Source organism: Poseidonocella sp. HB161398, from assembly GCF_005870025.1.
GTDB lineage: Bacteria > Pseudomonadota > Alphaproteobacteria > Rhodobacterales > Rhodobacteraceae > Mangrovicoccus.
In genome coordinates this window covers 1-18,297 of record NZ_VATA01000095.1, presented here as the reverse complement: position 1 = coordinate 18,297, position 18,297 = coordinate 1, and the positions used below count along the sequence as shown (strand labels likewise).

The 18,297-nt window shown below is 68.7% G+C and carries 16 protein-coding genes and 2 pseudogenes; 2 read left to right on the top strand and 16 right to left on the bottom strand.

Annotation, left to right across the window (positions count from 1 at the left end; all coding sequences use genetic code 11):
* The 9 genes and pseudogenes from FGX59_RS33465 to FGX59_RS39390 all read right to left on the bottom strand — a co-directional run.
* Positions 1-444, bottom strand: a pseudogene (locus FGX59_RS33465) (electron transfer flavoprotein subunit beta/FixA family protein); the annotation flags it as partial.
* A 49-nt stretch (positions 445-493) separates the two neighbouring features.
* Positions 494-994, bottom strand: coding sequence for an aconitase family protein (locus FGX59_RS39405; RefSeq protein WP_255471665.1), 501 nt, complete (start codon positions 992-994; stop codon positions 494-496).
* Positions 940-2,388 (bottom strand): annotated as a pseudogene (locus FGX59_RS33460) (aconitase family protein); the annotation flags it as partial. The gene FGX59_RS39405 and the pseudogene FGX59_RS33460, both read right to left, overlap by 55 nt.
* Positions 2,389-2,423: 35 nt before the next feature.
* A complete protein-coding gene (locus tag FGX59_RS33455) occupies positions 2,424-3,023 on the bottom strand; it encodes a hypothetical protein (protein WP_138472620.1) in 600 nt (199 codons plus the stop codon).
* Positions 3,020-3,388, bottom strand: coding sequence for a TRAP transporter large permease subunit (locus tag FGX59_RS39400; protein ID WP_138472618.1), 369 nt, complete (start codon positions 3,386-3,388; stop codon positions 3,020-3,022). Before FGX59_RS39400 ends, FGX59_RS33455 begins: the two co-directional genes overlap by 4 nt.
* The gene (locus FGX59_RS33445; protein WP_138472616.1) at positions 3,385-4,323 is read right to left on the bottom strand and encodes a TRAP transporter large permease; all 939 of its coding nucleotides are present in this window, start codon (positions 4,321-4,323) and stop codon (positions 3,385-3,387) included. The genes FGX59_RS39400 and FGX59_RS33445 overlap by 4 nt, the downstream gene beginning before the upstream one ends.
* 1 nt (position 4,324) lies before the next feature.
* Complete coding sequence (locus FGX59_RS33440) at positions 4,325-4,807, bottom strand: TRAP transporter small permease (RefSeq protein ID WP_138472614.1); 483 nt, start codon at positions 4,805-4,807, stop codon at positions 4,325-4,327.
* 81 nt (positions 4,808-4,888) lie between these two features.
* Positions 4,889-5,389, bottom strand: a complete 501-nt coding sequence (locus tag FGX59_RS39395) for a TRAP transporter substrate-binding protein (protein ID WP_171060957.1) — start codon at positions 5,387-5,389, stop codon at positions 4,889-4,891.
* An 86-nt stretch (positions 5,390-5,475) separates the two neighbouring features.
* On the bottom strand, positions 5,476-5,769 hold the full coding sequence (locus tag FGX59_RS39390) for a hypothetical protein (RefSeq protein WP_171060956.1): 294 nt from the start codon (positions 5,767-5,769) through the stop codon (positions 5,476-5,478).
* Between the two features lie 149 nt (positions 5,770-5,918).
* Here FGX59_RS39390 and FGX59_RS33425 point away from each other — a divergent pair, with 149 nt between their 5' ends.
* Positions 5,919-6,632 carry an FCD domain-containing protein gene (locus FGX59_RS33425; RefSeq protein ID WP_138472608.1) on the top strand — a complete coding sequence of 238 codons (714 nt, stop codon included), beginning with the start codon at positions 5,919-5,921 and terminating at the stop codon, positions 6,630-6,632.
* Between the two features lie 9 nt (positions 6,633-6,641).
* Here the strand turns inward: FGX59_RS33425 and FGX59_RS33420 are convergent, their stop codons facing one another.
* Genes FGX59_RS33420 through FGX59_RS33395 form a run of 6 tightly spaced genes read right to left on the bottom strand, consistent with a single transcriptional unit; the run spans position 6,642 to position 16,529 of the window.
* Complete coding sequence (locus tag FGX59_RS33420; RefSeq protein WP_138472606.1) at positions 6,642-7,424, bottom strand: crotonase/enoyl-CoA hydratase family protein; 783 nt, start codon at positions 7,422-7,424, stop codon at positions 6,642-6,644.
* Positions 7,421-8,278: a hydroxymethylglutaryl-CoA lyase gene (locus FGX59_RS33415; protein ID WP_138472604.1), complete on the bottom strand. Its 858-nt coding sequence runs from the start codon at positions 8,276-8,278 to the stop codon at positions 7,421-7,423. Before FGX59_RS33415 ends, FGX59_RS33420 begins: the two co-directional genes overlap by 4 nt.
* Positions 8,271-10,274, bottom strand: coding sequence for an acetyl/propionyl/methylcrotonyl-CoA carboxylase subunit alpha (locus FGX59_RS33410; RefSeq protein WP_138472602.1), 2,004 nt, complete (start codon positions 10,272-10,274; stop codon positions 8,271-8,273). The genes FGX59_RS33415 and FGX59_RS33410 overlap by 8 nt, the downstream gene beginning before the upstream one ends.
* Positions 10,275-10,284: 10 nt before the next feature.
* Positions 10,285-11,892: a carboxyl transferase domain-containing protein gene (locus tag FGX59_RS33405; protein ID WP_138472600.1), complete on the bottom strand. Its 1,608-nt coding sequence runs from the start codon at positions 11,890-11,892 to the stop codon at positions 10,285-10,287.
* Positions 11,892-13,055, bottom strand: a complete 1,164-nt coding sequence (locus FGX59_RS33400; protein ID WP_138472597.1) for an isovaleryl-CoA dehydrogenase — start codon at positions 13,053-13,055, stop codon at positions 11,892-11,894. The genes FGX59_RS33405 and FGX59_RS33400 overlap by 1 nt, the downstream gene beginning before the upstream one ends.
* 12 nt (positions 13,056-13,067) lie before the next feature.
* Positions 13,068-16,529, bottom strand: a complete 3,462-nt coding sequence (locus tag FGX59_RS33395; protein WP_138472595.1) for an indolepyruvate ferredoxin oxidoreductase family protein — start codon at positions 16,527-16,529, stop codon at positions 13,068-13,070.
* Positions 16,530-16,682: 153 nt separating this feature from the next.
* On the opposite strand from FGX59_RS33395, the gene FGX59_RS33390 reads away from it, so the two are divergent.
* Positions 16,683-17,141: an Lrp/AsnC family transcriptional regulator gene (locus FGX59_RS33390; protein WP_138472592.1), complete on the top strand. Its 459-nt coding sequence runs from the start codon at positions 16,683-16,685 to the stop codon at positions 17,139-17,141.
* A gap of 156 nt (positions 17,142-17,297) precedes the next feature.
* On the opposite strand, the gene FGX59_RS33385 is transcribed toward FGX59_RS33390, so the two are convergent.
* A partial coding sequence (locus FGX59_RS33385) for a TRAP transporter large permease (protein WP_138472590.1) occupies positions 17,298-18,297 on the bottom strand: 1,000 nt, incomplete at its 5' end.

Genomic DNA, 18,297 nt, shown 5'->3' with positions numbered 1-18,297 from the left:
CGAGGCGAAGGTCGCCTGCGACCAGCCGAGCAGCGCCGAGAGCATCTGCCCGGTGGCGTTCATGTCGTTGTCGATCGCCTGCTTGCCGGCCAGGACCAGCTGCGGCTGCTCCTCCTCGACGAGTTTCGCGAGGATCTTGGCGACGGCGAGCGGCTCGATGTCCTGGTGGACGTCCTCGGCCGCCTCGACCAGGATCGCCCGGTCGGCGCCCATGGCAAGCGCGGTGCGCAGCGTCTCCTGCGCCTGCTTCACGCCGACGGAGACGGCGACGATCTCGGTGGCGACGCCCTTCTCCTTGAGCCGTATGGCTTCCTCGACGGCGATTTCGTCGAACGGGTTCATCGACATCTTGACGTTGGCGAGGTCGACACCGCTGCCATCCGCCTTCACGCGGACCTTCACGTTGTAGTCGATCACCCGCTTGACGGGCACGAGGATCTTCATGGGCCTTTCCCATCTTGGAGGCGGGATGAGAGGCGGAGGGCATGGGGCGTCATCCGGATGCCTCCGCCATCAGCTGCTCGAAGGACAGGACACGTCCGGCGACCGCGCTTGCGATGACCGTCGGCGGACTCGCCAGCCAGGTGGATCCGGGGCCGCCGCGGCCGGGGAAGTTGCGGTTGATTGCCGAGACCGTGACCTCCTCGGCGCGGGTCGACACGCCGGGACCGCACGGCCCGCAGGCGCCGCAGGCCGGGCCGAGCCTCTCGGCTCCGAGCGCTTGGAAGACCTCCATGTAGCCCTGCTCCCGGCAATAGTCCCGCACCTGGACCGTGCCGCATTGCAAGTAGAGTTTCACCCCGGGGGCCGCCTTCAGTCTGCGGTCCACGGCCCAGCGGGCAACTTCGAAGTAGTGGTCGAAATCCTCGCGCTTTCCGGCGGTGCAGGAACCGCCATGGCGATGCCGGGATGCACGACTTCGTCGAGATCCTTGATGGCCACGCCGTTCCCGGAATCCCCGGGCCGGGCAAGCATCGGGCCGATCTCCGCGCAGTCGAGCGTGATGACTTCCGCATAAGCCGCGCCCGGGTCCGAGACCATCCAGGGTTCCGGCTCGATCTCGATGTCGCGCCGCTCCCTGAGGAAGCGGACGGTTTCGGCATCAGGCGCGCAGATTCCGGTCAGTCCGCCGAGCTCGGCGACCATGTTGGTCAGGGTCGCGCGTTCGTCGATCGACATCGCATCGACCACCGGACCGGCGAACTCGAAGCTCTTGCCGACCCCGGCGCCCTGCCGGATTGCCTCCGTCGCAAGCAGGGCCAGGACGATGTCCTTCGCCGTGACGCCGGGCCGCTTGGCGCCCTCGAGCCGCACCAGCAGCCCCTCGGCCATGGTCAGGCGGATCGCGCCGGTCATGAAGGCATTCGCCATGTCGGTCGTGCCGACGCCATAGGCAAAGTAGCCGACCGCGCCGGAACGCGGGGTATGGCTGTCGGTTCCCACCACGATCCGGCCCGGAAGTGTGTAGTTCTCTGCCATCATCGCGTGGGAGATGCCTTCGGAGCCCTCCTCGCCGATCAGGTAGCCGTACTCCCGGCCGAAGTCGCGATGCGCCTGGCTCAGCGTCCGGACTTGGGGCAAAAGCCCCTGGTTCACATGGGTGGGCGAGCGGTGGGCATAGGAATTGTGGTCCTCGAAGAGGATGATGCTCTGCGGATCGCATCGCGCCAGCGGGCGGCCGAACCGCTCGTGCAGCATGAGCGCCGCCATGCCGGTGTCGTATTCATGGATGAAGCGGAAATCCGCGCGGACGAAGCCCCTGGTTCCCGGTTCGGCGGCCCAGTCGAGCCCCTCGACCGCAAGGGCCTGCCGCGTCACGATCTTCTGGGCCAGCGTCATCGGCCGGTCCTGCGGGAGCAGTGCGGGACTGGCCGCGGTCAGGTATTTCTGCCCGTAGGCCAGCAGGCCGCCCTCGCGGAGGATGGCCCCGGCCAGCGGCTCGGGCCCGGCCACCAGCTCGTCGACCGTGACCTCCTCGCCCGCGGCAATCCGGTCGGCAAGCCCCATGTCGGTCGAGGTGAAGAGACCGAGATTGTCGCAGTTCTGGCGGTAGATCCGCTCGAAGCTCTCGGCGATGACCAGACGGATGCCGACGGATTTCTCGGCCAGCGGGGAATGCTCGCGCGACGAGCCCTTGCCGTAGCGGCGCCCGGCGACGAGGACCGAAACTCCTGCGCGGGCGAGCACGTCCTCGCCGAAAGGCCGCTCGCCGTTGATGACCGTGCCGGTATGGGCGTAGCGGGCCAGTGTGGCGTCGAAGTTGAGAAGGGTCGGGATCGGCGTGATCTCGTCGGTGGAGATGTCGCTGCGCAGCGGACCGGCTTCGTCCAGCGAAAGCGCTTCGCCCGAAAGCTGCCGCGCAATGGCACCGGGCGCGGTGCCGAGCATGAGCATGCCCTCGAATTTCATGGCAATTCTTCCTTTCACGTCCTGATCCAGGCGATGTGCGAGCTGCGGGCCGCACGGGCCTCGGCCCGTTCTGCCGCGCTCATTGCCGCCTGGGTGCTGCGCAGCAGGGCTTCCTTGCGCGCGAGCTCCTCGCCCATGTCGCGTATCTTTCCGGCCATGTCCGCCGGGATGGTCACGATGCCGTCCTCGTCGCCGAGGAGGATGTCGCCTGGCCACACCAGAACGCTGGAGGATTCCGGCCCCGGCATCACGACCGGCTGCGTCCAGCTGGCGATCAGCATCCGCCTTGCGCCGTTCTGCGAGATGGAGCCGGTCGCGTGGACGGGCAGCGGGCCGCCGCCGAGTTCGCGCCGGTCCCGCACCAACCCGTCGGTGACCACGCCCGCAACCGCGCTTCCGAGCAGATCCTCGGCGAGGAGCCCGCCGATGACGGCGCCGCCCTGGAAGCCTCCCGTTGCCAGCACCAGGACCGCCCCCGCCGCGGCCAGCGTCGGCAGGGCATAGACCGGAAGCGCGCCGGCGGGGGACGGCGTCTGCGCCTGGAAGCCGGCCTCGTCCAGCACGTCGCTGAGCGTGGCGCTGCCGAGCGCGAGCAGGCGGTGGCAGATCGTCATGGCAGCGGCTTTCCGAGCAGCAGGTCCGGCAGTCCGGTGGACAGGACCGGGATGAAGGTCAGCGCGACCAGAACGGCAAGCGCGACCAGGACGTAGGGCAGGGTGCCGCGGGTTCCCTCGGCGATGGAGATGCCGCCGATCTGGCTGGCGATGGCCAGCACGATGCCGATGGGCGGCGTGACAAGGCCGATGCAGAGGTTCACCGTCACGACGCCGCCGAAATGGATCGGATCGACGCCCAGGTCCTGGCTGATCGGGAACAGCACCGGCAGCAGCATGACCTTGGCGGCATTCACCTCCATGATTATCCCGACGACCAGCAGCAGCACGTTGACGATCAGAAGGAACATCGTGGGCGTGGTCACCAGGACCGGATCCAGGCGCCGAAGGTCTCGGGGGCGTGGACCCAGGCCAGCATCCAGGCGAAGAGCGACGCCCCGGCGAGGATCAGCATGACGGCGGCGGTCAGGCGGACGGCCGAGGTGATCGACTCCCACAGGATGCGCCAGCTCAGCTCGCGATAGACCAGGCCCGAGACCAGGAGCGCGTAGACGACGAGGATGACCGAGGCCTCGGTGACGGTGAACATGGCCGAGAGGATGCCGCCGATCAGCAGGAAGGGCATGGCGAGAGCCGGCAGGGCGATGACGAACGTGCGCCACAGCTCGCTTGCCCCGGCCGCGGGCTGCACCGGATAGCTGTTGCGCCGGGCGACGAGCCATGCGGCAAAGATCAGGGCCGCGGCCCAGAGCATCCCGGGCACGACACCGGCGAGGAAGAGCCGCATGACGGACTGGTCGGTGATGTAGGCATAGACGATCCAGGCGATGGAGGGCGGGATCAGCGGCGAGATCGGCGAGGACGCGGCGGTGATGCCGACGGAATATGCGGCCGGGAATCCTGCCTTCTTCATGGCCGGGATGAAGGTTCCGCCGATCGCGGAGGTGTCGGCCACGGCGGAACCGGAGATGCCGCCGAACATCACAGCGGACAGGACGTTCGAAATGGCGAGCCCGCCCGAAAAGCGGCCGACTAGCGCGTTGGCGAAGGCGATCAGCCGTTCGGATATGCCGCCCCGCGACATCAGCGCACCGCCGAGAAGGAAGGCGGGGATCGCCATCAGCGAGAAAGAGTCCATTCCGGCGAAGAGCCGCTGCGGCGCGATGACCGGATTTGCGCCGCCATGCGCGAAGATCGCCGCCAGAGAGCCGGCCACGATCGAGACCGCCAGCGGCACGCCGAGGATGATGCAGAAGGCGATGACGCCGATCAGGACGGAAGAGACCATCAGCAGATCCATGTCAGAGCTCCTCCGGATCGTTCACCCGGCCGAACCGGGACAGCAGCAGCACCAGCGCGATCAGCGCGGCGCCGACGGGGATCGCAAGGTAGGGCAGGGACATCTTGATGCCGAGACCGGTCGAGGTCTGGCGTCCGCCGATGCCGACCAGCAGCCAGCCGTACCAGGCCAGGGTGCCGCAGACGGCCAGCGCGATCGCGTCGCGCAACCAGCCGGCAATCCGCTGGAGGGGCGCCGGCAGGATGTAGACGAAGATGTCGATGCTGATATGGTCGTTGCGCTGGATCAGGGCGGCCGATCCGAGCATGGTCAGCGCGACGAGCAGGTAGCGGGCGAGCTCCTCGGCCCATACGGTGGGCGCTCCGAGGAGGAAGCGCGCGCAGACCTGCACCCCGATCGCCAGGATCATGACAATCAGCATGATGTTGGCGGCCAGGGTCGCGAGGCCCGCGACGGCATGGCTGGCGCGGGAAATTGGCTTCATGGCTGTTTCCGTCGAAAGCTGGAGTTGCGGACCGGGAACCGGGCTTCCGGCCGCCTTCCGGCAGCGGAAGCCCGGGGCAGGTCATTCGACCGACTGGATCTTCTCGACCCAGGGCGCGAGATCGGGAAATTCCCCGGCCATCGCGGCGAGCTTCTCCCGGAACGGTCCGAGATCGGGCTCGGGGAAGGTCGCGCCGGCCGCCTCTAGCGTAGTGCGGCTTTCCTCGGCCTGCTCCAGCTCCATTTCGCTGCCCCAGCGGAGCGCCTTGCGGCCTTCCTCCTCGATGATGGCGCGCTCCTTGCCGGTCAGCGAGTCGAAGCGGGCCTGGTCGAAGATGAAGGTGTAGGCGCCATAGACGCGATCCGTCATGACGACGTATTTCGCGGCCTCGTAGTACTTCGACCGGACATGGGCGGAAAGCGGGTTCTCGACCGCGTCGATGATGCCGGATTGCAGCCCGGTATAGACCTCGCTGGAGGACATCGGCGGCGGCGAAGCCCCCAGATCCTGCCAGGTCGCGCGGAAGATGTCGATGTTCGGCACCCGGATCTTGAGGCCCTTGAGGTCCTCCACCGAGTTCACGGGGCGCCTCGGGCGCGGGCGCCGATCATCCGGAATCCGGTCCGCGTCGCGATCTCGTCATAGAGCTCGGCGCCGACCGGCCCGTTTTAGACCCGGTCGAAATGGCCCAGATCGCGGATCAGGCAGGGATAGCTCTCGATGCCCGGCAGCGGGTCGTCGGGGTCGAGCGACGCGATCACCGTCAGGACGACGTCATTGGTGCCGATGGTCAGGGCTTCCAGCGTTTCCCGCGGGGATCCGGTCGTGCCCGAGAGCGCAAGCTCGACGCGCAGCTCCCCGCCCGACGCTTCCGCGACGCCGTCGGCAAAGCGCTGCGCCGCCTGGCCCCAGGCGGTCTGCGGCGTCTCGACCGACGCAAGCTGCAGAACGGTCCCGGCCATTGCGCAGGGCGCCACAGATGAAGTTACGGCTGAGCATTTTCTTCTCCCGAGACTCGCCCGCCTCCCAACGGGCTGTCCACCTGTCATACCAAATAACAGGTGGAAAAAACGACATGTTTTGAATATTTTGGCGGGACAGGGGAGATGCCATGCTGAGGACAGAACCGATACGGAAGCGCCGCCTCTACGAGCGCGTGGCAGAACAGATCGAGGGCTCGATCCTTGCCGGGGATCTGGCGCCGGGCGAATTGCTTCCCGCGGAACGCGATCTCTGCGACAGTTTCGGGGTCAGCCGGACGGCGATCCGGGAAGCGCTTTTCGCGCTGCAGCAGAACGGCCTGATCGAGCTGGAGAACGGCAAGCGCGCGCGTGTGGTGGAGCCTTCGGCGGCCCGGCTGATCGACGAGCTCGGCGGCTCGGCGCGCTATGTGCTGTCGCGCCCCGAAAGCCTGCGCCAGCTGCAAGAAGCGCGGATGCTGTTCGAATCCTTCCTTGCCCGGAACGCGGCGCGCAACGTCACGCCGGAGGGGCTTTCGAGGATATCCGGTGCCCTGGCCCGCAATCGCGAGGCCATCGGCGACCGCGAGGCGTTCGTGCAGACGAATATCGAATTCCATCTCGAAATCGCGCGGGTCTCGGGCAACATGTTCCTCGAATCCCTGCACGAGGCGGTCCAGACCTGGCTGGCCGAGCACCGGCGGACCGCCATCCGCGATCCCGGTGCCACCGAGCGCGCCTATCAGCGGCACGAGCAGATCTTCGCGGCGATCGAGGCCGGGGATGCGGATGCGGCCGAAGAGGCGATGCGGGTGCATCTGGAGGAGTCGACGGCCGCCTACTGGCATGTCCGCGACCCCTCCTGAGCGGCCCAGTCACGCCCAGCGGGGCGGGGTCCTGTCCAGGAAGGCCGCGATGCCGTGCGCAGCCTCCTCGGTTTCCCAGGCATCTGCGAGCTGGCGGATCGTCTCGTCGATGACCCCGTCGTCGATCCGGGGGCCGAGCGCGCGCGCCAGCGCCTTCGCCGCGCCAGCGGCTCCCGGGGCGGTGTGCAGATAGGGCTCGACCTCGGCCTCGACGGCGCTGTCCAGTTCCTCCGCCGCCACGACCCGTGCCACCACGCCGAGCTCGCGGGCCTCGGCCGCGCCGAAGATGCGGGCGGACATGAAGACCCGGCGCGCCTTGCCTTCGCCCATCCGGGCCAGGACATAGGGCCCGATCGTGGCCGGAATGATGCCGAGACGGGTCTCGGAGAAGCTGAACTTGCTGTCCTCGGCCGCGACGGCCACGTCGCAGATGCAGGCCAGTCCCACGCCCCCGCCGAAGGCGCCGCCCTGGATCCGGCCGATCAGCGGCTTGCGCATCCGGTTCAGCGCGTCGAGCATCTCCGCCAGCTTCCGGGCTTCGGCCATGCGCTCGGCGCGACCGGCCGAGACCTGCGCCTTCATCCAGGCAAGGTCGCCCCCGGCGCAGAAGATCTTCCCCGCCCCGGAGAGAACGACAGCGCGGATCGCCGGATCGGCGTCCAGCGCAGCGGCAGCGTCGGTCAGCTCGGCGATCATTGCCGCCGAGAGGACGTTGCGCCGGTCCGGCGCGTTCAGCTCCAGATGCGCGACGCCGCGCGCGTCCCGGCTCAGACTGATCGTCGAATAGGTCATGCCGGTTCCCTCAGTCCCTTGGCGAAACCGGCCGCGGCGGCCAGCCTGTCCATGTCGATGCCCGTCTCGTACCCGAGACGCTCCAGCAGGCCCGCAACCCGCTCGGTAGCAACATTGCCCTTGGCGCCGGGCGCATAGGGGCAGCCGCCGAGCCCGCCGGCCGCGCTGTCGAAGATCCGCAGGCCGCGGGCGAGGCTCGCCTCGATATTGGCCAGCGCCATGTCGTGCGTGTCGTGGAAATGCCCGGCGAGCCGGTTCGCCGGGACCTGCGCGAGCACGGCGTCGAGCATCCTGCCGACCGTCTCCGGGGTGCCGGCGCCGATCGTGTCGCCGAGGCTGATCTCGTCGCAGCCCATCTCGCGCATCGCCGCGGCGACCTTCGCCACCGCCTCCGGCGCCACCGGCCCGTCATAGGGACAGTCGGTGACGCAGGAGACATAGCCGCGGACCGGGATCATGGCGGCCCTGGCCGCGGCGAGGACCGGGCGGAAGCGATCGAGGCTTTCGGCAACGGAACAGTTGATGTTCCTGCGCGAGAACCCCTCGGAAGCGGAGCCGAAGACCGCGACCCGGTCGGCCCCGGCCAGCAGCGCGGCCTCGAACCCGGCGAGGTTCGGGGTCAGCGCCGAATAGGTCACGCCCGGAACCCGCCTGATGCCGCTCAGCACCTGCGCCGCATCGGCCATCTGCGGCACCCATTTCGGGCTGACGAAGCTCGTCACCTCGATCTCGGAGAGGCCGCAGTCCGACAGCGCGTCGACCAGCCGGATCTTGTCCGCGGCGGCGATCATCGCCGGTTCGTTCTGCAGTCCGTCGCGGGGCGAGACCTCGACGATCGTCACATGCTCAGCCATCGGCCGCCTCCATCGTCAGGAGCAGCATGCCGTCCGACACCTGGTCCAGCTCCGCCACCAGCACTTCCGCCACAGTGCCGTCGCGGGTGGCGGCCAGCGTGTGCTCCATCTTCATCGCCTCCAGGATGATCAGCGGATCGCCCTTGCTGACCATGGCCCCCGCGGCGGCCATGACCCGGGTCACCAGCCCCGGCATCGGCGCCGCCAGCGTGTCGCCCGCAGGCCCGGCGGCGGCCATGTCGGCCAGCGGAGGCGGGCGCCGGAAGGCGGACTTTTGGTCGGGACCGAAGACCGCGATGACGTCGCCGTGGCAGGCGACCGCGGCGGTGAAGATCCGGCCGCTGCTCTCGACCTTGAAGCGGCAGTCCTCCAAGGCCGCGATCCGCAGTTCGGTTGCCGCTTCGCCGCTGGAGACAGAGAAATGGCCCGGGCCGAAGATCGTCACCGCGAACTCGACCGGCGCGCCGTCGCGCAAAAGCGCGACGAAGCGCTCGGCATGCGACCACTGGCACCAGCCGGGCAGGCTGCCCCAGGGGTCCGGATCGGGTGGCGGATCGAGCAGGTCCAGTGCCGCAAGGGCCGCCATCGCGTCAAGACGCGGATCGGCGGCAGGCACGGCGGCAAGCCCGGCCAGGTCGCGGGCGATCAGCCCGGTATCCACCTCGCCCCGGCCGAAGCCCTCGTGGCGGGCCAGTGCGCCGAGAAACTCCAAGTTGGTCACGGTGCCCGCCACATGGCAGCCGGCCAGCGCGCGGTCCAGCCGGGCCAGCGCCGCGTCGCGGTCGGGACCGTGGACGATGACCTTGGCGATCATCGGGTCGTACCAGGGACTGATCGTGTCGCCCTCGCGGACGCCGCTGTCGATGCGCAGGGGGCCGCGGGCGAATTCCGCGCCCGCGGGGAAGCGCAGGTGGCCGAGCGTCCCGGTCGCGGGCAGGAAGCCCTTCGCCACGTCCTCGGCATAGACCCGCGCCTCGAAGGCCCAGCCGTCGATCGCCAGATCCTCCTGCCGCACCGGTAGCGGCTCTCCCGCCGCGACGCGCAGCTGCAGTTCCACGAAATCAAGGCCCGTGATCGCCTCGGAGACCGGATGCTCGACCTGCAGGCGGGTGTTCATCTCCATGAACCAGAACCCGTCCTCGCGCAGCGGGCCCGATCCGTCGGCGATGAACTCGACCGTGCCGGCGCCGCGATAGCCGATAGCGCGGGCCGCCTCGATTGCCGCTCGTCCCATCGCGGCGCGGACGGCTTCGGGCATGCCGGGGGCGGGGGCCTCTTCGATCACCTTCTGGTGGCGGCGCTGCAGCGAGCAGTCGCGCTCGAACAGGTGGATCACATTGCCATGGGCGTCGCCGAAGACCTGGATCTCGATATGGCGGGGCCGGGTGATGTACTTCTCGATCAGGCAGCGCGGATCGCCGAAGCTCGACTTGCCCTCGCGCTGCGCGCTTTCCAGCGCCTCGGCGAAGCGGGCCGGTTCCTCGACCAGCCGCATCCCCTTGCCGCCGCCGCCGGCCCGCGCCTTGATCAATACCGGATAGCCGATGCGCTCGGCTTCGGCCGCGAGGAAGGCCGGATCCTGGCTCTCGCCATGATAGCCGGGCACGACCGGAACGCCTGCGGTCTCCATCAGCGCCTTGGCGGCATCTTTCAGCCCCATCGCGCCGATGGCGCTTGGGGTCGGGCCGATGAAGGCCAGCCCGGCCGCCTCGACGGCCGCGACGAAATCCGGGTTCTCGGAGAGGAAGCCATAGCCGGGATGGATCGCCTCGGCGCCGGTCTCCAGAGCGGCGGCGATGATCCGGTCGCCGCGCAGATAGCTTTCCGACACTTCGGGCGGACCGATGCGGACGGCCTCGTCGGCCATCGCCACGTGCCGGGCGTTGCGGTCGGCATCGGAAAACACCGCCACGGTCCGCACGCCCATCCGCCGGGCGGTCGCGATGACGCGGCAGGCGATCTCGCCCCGGTTCGCGATCAGGATCTTCTTGAACATCTGTGCCTCCTCACATCCGGAAGATGCCGAAGCGCGTCGGCTCGGCAGGGGCGTTGAGCGTGGCGGAGAGCGACAGCGCCAGCACCTCGCGGGTCCGGCACGGATCGATGATGCCGTCGTCCCAGAGCCGCGCCGAGGCATAGAGCGGATGCGCCTGGCGCTCGAACTGCTCGACGACCGGCTTGCGGAAGGCAACCTCCTCCTCGGCGGGCCAGCTGCCGCCCCTGGCCTCGATGCCCTCGCGCCGTACGGTGGCCAGCACGCCGGCCGCCTGTTCGCCGCCCATCACCGAGATGCGGCTGTTCGGCCAGGTCCAGAGGAACCGCGGCCCGTAGGCCCGTCCGCACATGCCGTAATTGCCCGCGCCGAAGGAGCCGCCGACCAGCAGGGTGATCTTCGGCACGCGCGCGGTCGCAACGGCCGTGACCAGCTTGGCGCCGTCCTTGGCGATGCCGCGGTTCTCGTAGCTGCGCCCGACCATGAAGCCCGAGATGTTCTGCAGGAAGACCAGCGGGATGCCGCGCTGCGCGCAGAGTTCGACGAAATGCGCGCCCTTGACCGCGGATTCCGAGAAGATCACGCCGTTGTTGCCGAGAATGCCGACCGGGATGCCCATGACATGCGCGAAGCCGCAGGACAGCGTGGTGCCGTAGCGCGGCTTGAACTCGTCGAAGCGCGACCCGTCCACGGTGCGGGCGATCACCTCGCGGATGTCGTAGGGGGTCTTCAGCTCGGCGGGCACCACGCCGGGAAGTTCGGCCGGGTCGTAAATCGGCGGCTCGGGCGGCTCCAGCGCCACGGAGGGCCGCTTGCGGCGGTTCAGGCTGGCCACCGCCTGGCGCGCCAGCTCCAGCGCATGGGCATCGGACAGGGCCAGCTGGTCGGCCACCCCCGAAAGCCGGGTATGGACATCGCCGCCGCCGAGTTCCTCGGCGCTGACCACCTCGCCGGTGGCGGCCTTCACCAAGGGCGGGCCGGCGAGATAGATCGTGCCCTGGTTCCGCACGATGATCGTCACGTCCGACATGGCCGGCACATAGGCGCCGCCCGCCGTGCAGGAGCCCATGACGACGGCGATCTGGGGAATGCCCTTCGCCGACATGTTGGCCTGGTTGAAGAAGATGCGGCCGAAATGGTCGCGGTCCGGGAAGACCTCGTCCTGGTTCGGCAGGTTCGCGCCGCCGCTATCGACCAGGTAGATGCAGGGCAGGTGGTTCTCCTCCGCGATCTCCTGGGCGCGCAGGTGCTTCTTGACGGTCATCGGGAAATACGTCCCGCCCTTCACGGTGGCGTCGTTGCAGACGATCATGACCTCCTGGCCGCAGACCCGGCCGATCCCGGCAATGGCGCCCGCGCAGGGGCTGGCCCCGTCATGCATGCCATGGGCGGCGAAGAGGCCGATCTCGAGGAAGGGCGAGCCGGGGTCGAGCAGCCGGGCGACGCGGTCGCGCGGCAGGACCTTGCCGCGGCCGACATGGCGGGCGCGGGCGGCTTCCCCGCCACCGGCCATCGCCCGTGCCGCAGCGTCGCGCACGGTGGCGATGGCGGCCTCGTTGGCGGCGGCATTGCGGCGGAAGGTTTCGGATTTCGGCGAAATCTGCGAGGTCAGGACAGCCATCAGGACATCGCCCCCATCAGCTCGCGGCCGATCAGCATCCGGCGGATCTCGCTGGTGCCGGCGCCAATCTCCATCAGCTTGGCATCGCGGAAGAGCCGGCTGACCGGCGTTTCGTTCATGAAGCCCGCCCCGCCCATCGCCTGCACCGCCTGGTGCGCGACGGTCATCGCCTCTTCGGAGGCGTAGAGTACGCAGGCGGCCGCGTCCTGGCGCGTGACCTCGCCGCGGTCGCAGGCGCGGGCGACCTCGTAGGCATAGGCGCGGGCCGAGTTCAGCTTGGTGTACATGTCCGCCAGCTTGCCCTGCATCAGCTGGAAGCTGCCGATCGGCTGGCCGAACTGGCGGCGCTCGGCCATGTAGGGCATGATTTCGTCGAGGCAGGCCGCCATGATGCCAAGCCCGATGCCCGAGAGCACCACCCGCTCGTAGTCGAGCCCGGACATCAGCACGCGCACGCCGCGCCCCTCCGCGCCCAGGATGTTCTCCGCCGGGACCTCGACATTGTCGAAGATCAGCTCGACCGTGTTCGAACCGCGCATGCCGAGCTTGTCGAAATGCGGCGACTGGCTGAAGCCGGGCATCGACTTCTCCACCAGGAAGGCGGTGATGCCCTTCGACCCTGCGGCGGGGTCGGTCTTGGCATAGACGACCAGCGTGCCCGCCTCGCCGCCATTGGTGATCCAGAACTTGCTGCCGTTCAGGATGTAGCTGCCGCCCTGCTTCTCGGCACGCAGCTTCATGCCGACGACATCGGACCCCGCGCCGGTCTCGGACATGGCCAGCGCGCCGACGGTTGCGCCCGAGATCAGGCCCGGCAGGTAGCGCGCCTTCTGCGCGGGGGTGCCGTTCAGCTTGATCTGGTTGACGCAGAGGTTGGAATGCGCGCCGTAGCTCAGCGCGACGCTGGCGCTGGCGCGGGCGATCTCCTCGACGGCGACGACATGCGCGAGATAGCCGAGGCCCGTGCCGCCGTCCTCTTCGGGGACGGTGATGCCGAGCAGGCCCAGATCACCCATCTCGCGCCAGAGCTCTGCCGGGAACTCGTTCTTCTCGTCGACTGCGGCGGCCATCGGCCGGACCCGCTCCTGCGCCCAGCGATGGACCATCTCGCGCAGCGCGCCGATATCCTCGCCCAGATCGAATGTCATGGATGCGGTGAACACGTGTTTCCTCCCTCATTCCGCCGCGATGCGCGTCGCTGCCGTTCCGTCCAGGGCCGCCCGGATCTCCGCCCGGCGTGCCAGCATTTTCTCCATCGCCTGTTCCTTGACGGGACCGTAGCCGCGCACATCGGAGGCCAGCGACAGAAGCTCTCCGACCAGCTCTGCCTGTCCGGGATCGAAGCCGCGGCAGGCGAGATCGAGATCCGCCTCGCAGAGCGCGATCAGCTCGCGCTCGAGGACCCGGTCCCGGCTCCTCCCGAACGGGTCCGCCCAGGTGCCGCGCAGCCATTTCATCCGCGCCAGGAGACCGAAGACCGGCAGGATCCAGGCACCGAATTCGCGCTTCTTCGGGCGGCCGTCGGGGGCCTTCCCGGGCAGCATCGGGGGGGCGAGGTTGAACGAGATCTTCAGGTCGCCGGAGAAGTCCCGTTCCAGCGCTTTCCGGAACCGCGGATCGGCATAGAGCCGGGCGACCTCGTACTCGTCCTTGTAGGCCAGCACGCGGGCATAGGCGACCGCCGCGTTCCGCAGGAGCGTTCCGCGGGCCGCCAGCGTCTCCGGCAGCGCCGTTGCCAGCGCATCCATCCGGCCGCGGTAGCGCTTCGCCAGGGTGTCATCCTGGTAGTCGCGCAGATGCGCTTCGCGATGGGCCAGGATGTCTTCGAGCGACATCGACGCCAGCGGACGGGACGGCGTCTCCGCCGGGCCTGCCGCACGCTCGACCGCCGCCGGGTCATGGGCCAGCAGGCGGCCCCAGTCGAAGGCTGCCAGGTTCGCCGCGACGGCGATGCCGTTCATCTCGATCGCCTGGCGGATCGCGGCGCGGCCGACCGGAACGAAGCCCTGCTGCCAGGCATAGCCCAGCATCATCAGGTTCGCGCCGATCTCGTCGCCGGTCAGCGCCGTCGCCAGGCGCCCGTAGTCGCGGAAATGCGCAGCCGAGCGCACCGCGCCGGACACCGCCCGCTCGACCTCTCCCTCGCGGAAATCAAAATCGCGCAGGCGGACGAAATCCGAGACTGGGCTGATCTTGGTGTTCAGTACCGCTTCGGTCCGGCCGGGGTCGCAGAGGATCCGGCTGTCCTTCGAGGCGGCAACCACGCTGTCGGCGCCCAGGAGCAGATCCGCGCTGCCCGCCGCGATGCGCGGTGCGGCCACGGGACGGTCCGCTGCGCCGATGCGAACATGGCTGAGCACCGCGCCGCCCTTCTGCGCGAGCCCCGCCATGTCGAGGATCATCGGGATCCGGCCCTCGAGATGCGCCGCCATGCCGAGGATCGCGCCGATGGTCAGCACGCCGGTGCCGCCGACCCCGGTCACGGCGAGGTTCCAGGCGCGGCCGATTACCGGCAGCTCGGGCTCGGGCAGGGCGCCGACATCCGGTCCGCCGGTCCCGGCCGGCCGGCGCGGGGTGCCGCCGCGGACCGTGACGAAGGAGGGGCAGAACCCCTTGAGGCAGGAATAGTCCTTGTTGCACATCGACTGGTTGATGCGCCGCTTGCGGCCCATCTCGGTTTCCTCCGGCTCGACGGCGATGCAGTTCGATTTCTCGGAACAGTCGCCGCAGCCCTCGCAGACCGCCGGATTGATCCAGAGCCGCATGTCCGGATCCTCCATCTTGCCGCGCTTGCGGCGGCGGCGCTTCTCGGCGGCGCAGGTCTGCTCGAAGACGATGGCCGTGGTGCCCGGAACCTCGCGCAGCTCCAGCATCACGGGGTCGATCTCGTCGCGGTGGCGGATGTCGGTGCCGGGCGCCAGCTCGGATGCATTGTAGACATCTGGCCGATCCGACATCAGGACAATGCGCTTCACCCCCTCGTGGTAGAGCTGGTGCGTGATCTGCTGCGGGGTGAGCGTGCCGTCCAGCGGCTGGCCGCCGGTCATGGCCACGGCGTCGTTGTAGAGCACCTTGTAGGTGATGTTCGCCCCGGCTGCGACCGACTGCCGGATGGCCAGCTGGCCCGAATGGAAATAGGTGCCGTCGCCCAGATTGACGAAGCGGTGCGCCTCGTCGGTGAAGCGTCCGATGGCCGTCCAGGGCACGCCTTCCGCGCCCATATGGGTGAAGGTCTCGGTGTTGCGGTCCATCCACTGCGCCATGAAGTGGCAGCCGATCCCGGCCATCGCCTTCGACCCTTCGGGCACGCGGGTCGAGGTGTTGTGCGGACAGCCCGCGCAGTAATGCGGCAGTCGGATCACCGGCGGGACATGGCGCGCGGCCGCCGCCTCGGCCTCGTGCAGCTCGCGGGCGCGGGTCCGGATCCGTCCGGCAAGATCCCCGGGCATCTCGAACTTCAGGAGCCGCTCGGCGATCGCTTCGGCAACGCTTCCGACGGTCAGCCCGGCGGAATGCGGCAGGAAGGGCCGGTCCGCCTCGTCGAACTTGCCGACGATGCGGGGCCGGACGCTGGCGCACCAGTTGAAGAGCTGCTGCTTGACCTGGTTCTCGATGATCTCGCGGCGCTCCTCGACGATCAGGATCTCCTCGAGCCCTTCGGAGAAGGCCCGGATGCCTTCGGGTTCCAGCGGCCAGGGCATGCGCACCTTGTAGAGGCGGATCCCGATGGCGGCGCGCTCGGCCTCGCCGAGTCCCAGTTCCGCGAGAGCCTGGCGCACGTCCTCATAGGCCTTGCCCGAGGCGACAATGCCGAAGCGCGCGCGCGCCTGCGGCATGGCGACAAGGTCGATCCCGTTGGCCCGCGCGAAGGCGATGGCCGCATAGCCCTTGATCTCCTGCAGGCGCGCATCCTGGACCAGAGGCGGATCGGGCCAGCGCAGGTTCAGCCCGCCCGGCGGCAGTTCGAAATCCGATGGCAGGACGAATTGCCGGGCTTCCTGCGCCAGGTCGATCACGGTGGTCGTCTCGACGGTCTCTGAGATGACCTTGTAGCCGACCCAGCAGCCCGAATAGCGCGACATGGCGATGCCCAGCAGGCCCATTTCCAGGAATTCGTGCACAGAGGAGGGGTAGATCATCGGCATCAGCGCCGACATGAAGGCGTGGTCCGACTGGTGCGGGATCGAGGAGGACTTGCAGGTATGGTCATCCCCGGCAAAGGCCAGGACGCCGCCATGGCGCGCGCTGCCGGCGGCGTTGCCGTGCTTGAAGACGTCTCCCGAGCGGTCGACGCCCGGTCCCTTGCCGTACCACAGCCCGAGGAGCCCGTCCTTGCGCGCGCCCGGCGACAGGTGCAGCTGCTGGCTGCCCCAGACCGCCGTGGCGGCCAGATCCTCGTTCAGCCCCGGCTGGAACACGATGTCGTGGCGCGCCAGGTGCCGCTGCGCCCTGGTCAGCTGCTGGTCATAGCCGCCGAGCGGCGATCCGCGGTAGCCCGAGATGAAGGTTCCGGTATCCAGTCCCGCCGCGCGGTCGCGGCGCATCTGGGTCATCGGCAGCCTGACGAGCGCCTGCGTTCCCGTCAGGAAGACCCGGCCGGACTCCGCAACGTACTTGTCGTCCAGTGCAATGCTCATGACGTTCCTCCCGCAGCAAGATTGGCGCGGATGCGCGGGGACAAGGTCGCTATGATTGATCTCTTTCCGGAGCCGTGGGATACTTTGTTTCACAGATCCGGGTTTGAAAGAGACATTGTCTCTCGCAGGCGCGTCTCAGATATGGGGACTCACATGGAGATCGACGAGGCCGACCGGAGGATTCTCCGCGTCATCCAGGCGGATCCGGACATCACGATGCGGGATCTGGGCGATGCGACGGGGCTGAGCCATTCCCCGGCCTGGCGGCGGCTGCAGCGGATGCGCGACGAGGGCATCGTCAGCGAGCGGCGCTACATGGTCGATCCCGAGGCGGTTGGCTTCGACGTCATGGTGCTGTGCTTCGTCAAGATCGCCGAGCACCGGCGCGAGCGGCTCCAGGCCTTCGAAAGCGCAGTCCAGACGGTCCCCGAGATCCTGCAATGCTACTCGCTGAGCGGCGACTACGACTACATGCTGCAGGTTATCGCGCGCAGCATCGCGGACTACGAGTCGACGGTGAAGAACTCGCTCGTCGAGCTGCCGAACGTCCAGTCGATCAGCACGCGCTTCGCCTTGAAGCGCGTAAAGCAGTCGGTTTCGATTCCGGTGTGAATGCGCAAGGTGCCGAGCCGTTACTCCTCGGGCATTTGGCTTCATCATCTTGCCGACAGCAGATGTGACGGCGAGTTGCGCCGACCGGTGAAAGCCCCGCCGGAGTGTCCCGGCGGGGTTTGAGCATCCGGCGGGTTTCCGCGTCCGGCAGAGCTCCTAGCCGAACATCGTGTCGGGGATGAAAGTGGCGATGGCTGGGAAGGCGATGATCAGCAAGAGCCCGAGGATCATCGCCGCGAGAAACGGCGTCACGCCGCGGAAGACCGTGGTCAGCGGCACGTCCGGCCCCGCCACGCCGCGCACCACGAAGACGTTCATGCCCACGGGCGGGGTGATCATCCCCATCTCGATCACGATCACCGCCACCACGCCGAACCAGACCGGGTCGAAGCCGAAGCCGGTGATGACCGGGAAGACGATCGGGATCGTGATCACCAGCATGCTGAGCCCGTCCATGAACATCCCCAGCACGACATAGCCCAGCAGGATCACCGCCAGCGTGCCGTAGGGGCCGAGGCCCAGCGTCTGCAGCTCTTCGCCCAGCGTCGCCGGGATATGGGTGATGGCCAGGAACGGGTTCAGCACATTGGCGCCGATCACCACCATGTAGAGCATCGCCGAGGTCTTCAGCGTGTCGAGCACGGCCGCCTTGAAGCCCGTCCAGCCCAGCCGCCGCTGCACCAGCGCCATCAGGATGACGAGCCCGGCGCCGATGCCCGAGGCCTCGACCGGCGTGAAGACGCCCAGGTAGATGCCGCCGATCGAGACCAGGATCACCCCGAAGAGCGGCCAGGCCTCCGACGACACCCGGAGGCGCTCGGCCCAGGTGAAGGCCGGCCCCTGCGGACCGGCCTGCCGGTCGAGCGTCGCCACCAGCCAGATCACGGCCATGAAGAGCGCGGCCAGCAGCAGCCCCGGCAGGATCCCCGCCATGAAGAGCCGCCCGATCGATTCCTCGGTCAGGATCGCGTAGAGCACGAAACCGGTGGAGGGCGGGATCAGGAAACCCAGCGTGCCCCCCGCCGCGACCGATCCGGTGGCGAGGCTGTCGGCATAGCCGAGACGCTTCATCTCCGGCAGGGCGACCTTGCCCAGCGTCACCGCGGTGGCGACGGACGAGCCCGAGACCGCCGAGAAGGCGGCGCAGCCCAGCACC

Coding starts and splice junctions, on each gene's coding strand:
- FGX59_RS33405 (WP_138472600.1), bottom strand. CDS start 11,892: ATGGCTGTCCTGACCTCGCAGATTTCGCCGAAATCCGAAACCTTCCGC.
- FGX59_RS33390 (WP_138472592.1), top strand. CDS start 16,683: ATGGAGATCGACGAGGCCGACCGGAGGATTCTCCGCGTCATCCAGGCG.
- FGX59_RS33440 (WP_138472614.1), bottom strand. CDS start 4,807: ATGAAGCCAATTTCCCGCGCCAGCCATGCCGTCGCGGGCCTCGCGACC.
- FGX59_RS39390 (WP_171060956.1), bottom strand. CDS start 5,769: ATGGCCGGGACCGTTCTGCAGCTTGCGTCGGTCGAGACGCCGCAGACC.
- FGX59_RS33455 (WP_138472620.1), bottom strand. CDS start 3,023: ATGACGATCTGCCACCGCCTGCTCGCGCTCGGCAGCGCCACGCTCAGC.
- FGX59_RS33425 (WP_138472608.1), top strand. CDS start 5,919: ATGCTGAGGACAGAACCGATACGGAAGCGCCGCCTCTACGAGCGCGTG.
- FGX59_RS33395 (WP_138472595.1), bottom strand. CDS start 16,529: ATGAGCATTGCACTGGACGACAAGTACGTTGCGGAGTCCGGCCGGGTC.
- FGX59_RS33410 (WP_138472602.1), bottom strand. CDS start 10,274: ATGTTCAAGAAGATCCTGATCGCGAACCGGGGCGAGATCGCCTGCCGC.
- FGX59_RS33420 (WP_138472606.1), bottom strand. CDS start 7,424: ATGACCTATTCGACGATCAGTCTGAGCCGGGACGCGCGCGGCGTCGCG.
- FGX59_RS33415 (WP_138472604.1), bottom strand. CDS start 8,278: ATGGCTGAGCATGTGACGATCGTCGAGGTCTCGCCCCGCGACGGACTG.
- FGX59_RS33445 (WP_138472616.1), bottom strand. CDS start 4,323: ATGGATCTGCTGATGGTCTCTTCCGTCCTGATCGGCGTCATCGCCTTC.